Consider the following 3,916-nt stretch of genomic DNA (forward strand, 5'->3'; position numbering starts at 1 on the left):
CCCCCCCCCCCCCAGCGGCGTGCCCCGCCCGCCGTAGATCATGCCGGTCAATACGTCGCGGCCCAGGTAGTCGGATCCCAGCAGCAGCTCGCCGCCGGGCGGCTCCATGGGCGCCGCGGCAATTTCAAAGGGGTCGGCCTGCATCAGCATCGGCCCGAAGATCGTGATCGCCAGGATCGTTGCCAGCAGCAGCACGCCGGCCAGCGCGCTGGGGTTGCGCGCGAACACGCGCAGCGCCTCATAGGTTGGCCGGGGTGGCGGCTTGGGCCGGGCGTCGGCGCCGGCCGTGGCGGGCAGCGCAATGGGTGCAGGTCTCATGATGTCTTGATCCGGGGATCGATCAGGCGATACGCCAGATCGGTAAGCTGGTTCATCACCACGACCAGCAACGAGGCAAAGAGCAGGATCCCGAGCAAGGTCGGATAATCGCGGCGCAGCACGGAGTCGAACGCCAGGCGTCCCAACCCGGGCCAATTGAAGACCGTCTCCACCAGAATCGCCCCGGCCAGCACGTTGCCGAATTGCAGACCCAGCATGGTCACCACCGGCAGCACGCCGTTGCGCAGCGCGTGCTTGTACAGCACGGTGTTCTCGGGCAGCCCCTTGGCGCGCGCGGTGCGGATGTAGTCGGCCTGCAACGCGTCCATGACGCTGGCGCGCGCCAGCCGGCTGTATTGCGCCAGGTACACGAACGCCAGCGTGAACGCCGGCAGCACCAGATGGTGCAGCACGTCCAGCGCCCCCGCCCAACCCTCTTGCGGACCGCCCGCCGACCGCATGTCCGACACCGGAAAGATCGGCCACACCGAGGCAAACAGGATGATGAGGATGATGCCGGTCCAGAACACCGGCGCCGAATAGCCCACGACCGACAGCAGCGTGATGCCTTGTGACAGCAACCCGTTGGGCTTCCTGGCCGCCAGCGTGCCCAGCAGCGTGCCGATCAGAAAGGCGACGGTCACCGACGTCACCACCAGCAGCAGCGTGGCGGGCACGCGATCCCAGATCAGCTGCGCGACCGGCACGTTGAAGAAGTAGGAATAGCCCAGGTCGCCGCGCACTACCTGCCCCAGGTAGATACCAAGCTGCGTGAGGAACGGCTTGTCCAGCCCGTACTGCACCCGCAGCTGCGCGCGCAACTCTTCGCTGATGCCGCCCATGGACCCCGCAATGGTTTCCACGGGGTCGCCCGGCGAAATATGAATCAGCAGAAAGTTCAGCGTCACCACGGCCAGCAGCAGGATCGCGGCGTAGGCCAGGCGGCGCGAGAGATATCGCAGCATGTCGGCTCCCGCTACTGCACGGACGTTTCATCCAGCGGCGACAGCAGTCCCCAAATGCCGGACGGCAGACCCTGCACCTTCTTGGACGACAGCGTGTGATACGGAATGACGGTCAGGAAGTCGATCGGCACGTCCTCGGTCACCTGGCGCTGGAATTCCCCGTACAGCGCGCGGCGCTTGTCCGCGTCGGTCTCGGTGCCCGCCTGTTCCAGCAGCGCATCGACCTTCGGGTTCTTGTAGGACTGCGTATTGGTCCAGATGATGTCGCGGATGTTGGACGACATGTACGTGCGATGCACGCCGATGACCGGATCGCCCCAGTTGAAGACGATGTCGGTGGTCATGTCGAAGTCCTTGCCGGCGATGCGCTTGGCCCAGGTCGGAAAGTCGGGTGAGGCGCGCACCTGCACGTTGATGCCCACCTTCTTCAACTGGCTGCGCAGGTACTCCGCGACGTTCTTGCCCTGCACGTCGCTGCCCGGCATGTAATCCACCGTCAGCGTCATGCGCTCGCCCTTGCCGTCTTTCTTGAAGCCGGCCTCGTCCAGCAGCTTTTCTGCCTGCTTCAGGTCCAGCGGGTATTTCTTCACGTCGTCGCTGGCGAAGGGGCTGGTGCCCACGATGGGGCCGTGCGCGGGCGCGGCAAAGCCGGCGTTCAGCGCTTTGGTGATGAAACCCTTGTCGGTCGCGTAGGCGATGGCCTGGCGCACCCGCACGTCGTCCAGCGGCTTGCGCGCCGTATTGAACGCCAGCCAGCTCAGCGCGCCGATGCCTTCGTAGCCTTTGTTGGTCATGACGATGGAGGGATTGTCCTTGGCGCGGCGCAGAATCGTCGGTTCGGTCATGAACGGCAGCGCGCCGATGTCGCCGCGCTCCAGCCCGATCAGCAGGTTCGTCGCATCAGGGTTGATCTTGACCACCACGCGATCCAGCAGCGGCTTGCCCTTGATGAAGAACTTGTCGAAGCGTTCCAGCACGATCTCCTGGCCCGGCTTGAATTCCTTGAAGATGAACGGCCCGGAACCCACCACGTTCGCGGAGTTGCGCGGATGCGTCTTCAAGTCCTGGCCGTCGCCGTAGATGTGCTTGGGCAGCACGGGCATCAGCGCCGGCGACAGCGCCAGCAGAATGGCCGGATGCGGCTTGCTCATGCGCAGCACGGCGGTGCGCGCGTCGGGCGTTTCCACGCTGTCGACGGGCGCGAACATCGTCTGGAACGGATGGTTCTGCTTGACCGCCATGATCGAGAACGCCACGTCCTCGGACGTCACGGGCTTGCCGTCATGAAAGATCGCGTCGCCGCGCAGGTGCAGCGTCAGCGACTTGCCGTCCGGCGCCAGTTCCCACGACTCGGCCAGATAAGGCTGCGGATTCCAGTCGGCGTCGTAGCGCAGCGGACTGGCAAAGAGCTGCGCACTGGGCAGCGCGGTGGCGGTGCCCGATTGCACCGCGCCGTTCAGATGCCGCGGCACCTGCGTGGAGCCGATGACGAGCGTGCCGCCGGCCTTGGGCGCATCCGCCGCGGCGGCGCCCCCCGCCATTGCAAACACCGACAGAATCGTGGCCAGGCCTAGTCTTGCGCTGCGCATGTGCTACCCCTTTGATGTTGTCGCGTGAACCATTCATGGATGGCTTGCGGTCTAGCGTAGTCATCCCTCGGATGCGCGCTTAGTACCAAACCGCCAGACTTGGTGGTGCCAGCCTTGTCCGCAGTCAACCGCCCAGCGCGTGCGCGTACAGCGCCGCGACGGCGCAACTGTTGACGCGCGCCTCCATGGAGTCGGATCGGCTCGTCAGCAGCACCGGCACGCGCGTGCCCAGCACCAGGCCCGCCGCGCCGGCGCCCGCCAGCCACGTGAGTTCCTTGTAGAGCATGTTGCCGGCCTCGATGTCCGGCACGAGCAGGATGTCCGCATCGCCCGCCACGCGCGACACGATGCCTTTCTGGTCCGCGGCCTCGCGCGAGATCGCGTTGTCGAACGCAAGCGGCCCGTCGATATCGCCGCCGCGGATCTGCCCTCGGTCCGCCATCTTGGACAGCGCCGCGGCATCCAGCGTGGCCGGCATCGCGGGGTTGACGGATTCCGTGGCGCACAGCACGGCCACCTTCGGCCGCTCCACGCCCAGCGCGCGCGCCAGGTCGATGGCGTTCTGCGCGATGTCCGCCTTTTCCTGCAGCGACGGTGCGATGTTGACGGCCGCATCCGTCAGGATCAGCAGCTTCGGATAGGCCGCCACCGCCATCACGAAAGCGTGGCTGATGCGCCGGTTGGTGCGCAGTCCCGATTCGCGCGTTACCACCGCAGACATGAAATGGTCGGTGTGCAGGCTGCCCTTCATCAGCATGCTGACCGCGCCATCGCGCGCCAATGCCGCGGCGGCGCGGGCGGCCAGCAGTTCGTCGTCTGGCGTGTCGATGATTTCCATCGAGCCCGCACGCAGGCCTTCCTGCGCCATCAGCGCGGCGATGCGGCCGGCCGGACCAACCAGCACCGGCTCGATGTAGCCGGCCTCGCTGGCCTGCATGGCGGCGCGCACGCTGACGGGACAGAGCGGATACGCCACCGCGGTGCGCAGCCGCCCGGCCGCCAGCGCGGCAACGCGCAGCGGCTCGAACAAACGGTCGAAAGCCA

General features: G+C 66.5%; 3 protein-coding genes and 1 pseudogene. All 4 read right to left on the bottom strand.

What is annotated here, in order from left to right; translation table 11 throughout:
• A pseudogene (locus B3446_RS02805) lies at window positions 1-318 on the bottom strand (ABC transporter permease); the annotation flags it as partial.
• Window positions 315-1,283, bottom strand: coding sequence for an ABC transporter permease (locus B3446_RS02810; protein WP_291377243.1), 969 nt, complete (start codon window positions 1,281-1,283; stop codon window positions 315-317). The gene B3446_RS02810 and the pseudogene B3446_RS02805, both read right to left, overlap by 4 nt.
• An 11-nt stretch (window positions 1,284-1,294) precedes the next feature.
• A complete protein-coding gene (locus B3446_RS02815; protein ID WP_191579392.1) occupies window positions 1,295-2,872 on the bottom strand; it encodes an ABC transporter substrate-binding protein in 1,578 nt (525 codons plus the stop codon).
• A 124-nt stretch (window positions 2,873-2,996) separates the two neighbouring features.
• The coding region (locus B3446_RS02820; RefSeq protein WP_409558303.1) for a bifunctional enoyl-CoA hydratase/phosphate acetyltransferase at window positions 2,997-3,916 on the bottom strand (920 nt) is incomplete at its 5' end.

It is taken from the genome of Achromobacter sp. UBA5777, assembly GCF_002418565.1.
Lineage (GTDB): Bacteria > Pseudomonadota > Gammaproteobacteria > Burkholderiales > Burkholderiaceae_B > Achromobacter > Achromobacter animicus.

What these genes read in the sequence shown, in the direction of transcription:
- B3446_RS02815 (WP_191579392.1), bottom strand. Translation starts at nt 2,872, where the DNA reads ATGCGCAGCGCAAGACTAGGCCTGGCCACGATTCTGTCGGTGTTTGCA.
- B3446_RS02810 (WP_291377243.1), bottom strand. Translation starts at nt 1,283, where the DNA reads ATGCTGCGATATCTCTCGCGCCGCCTGGCCTACGCCGCGATCCTGCTG.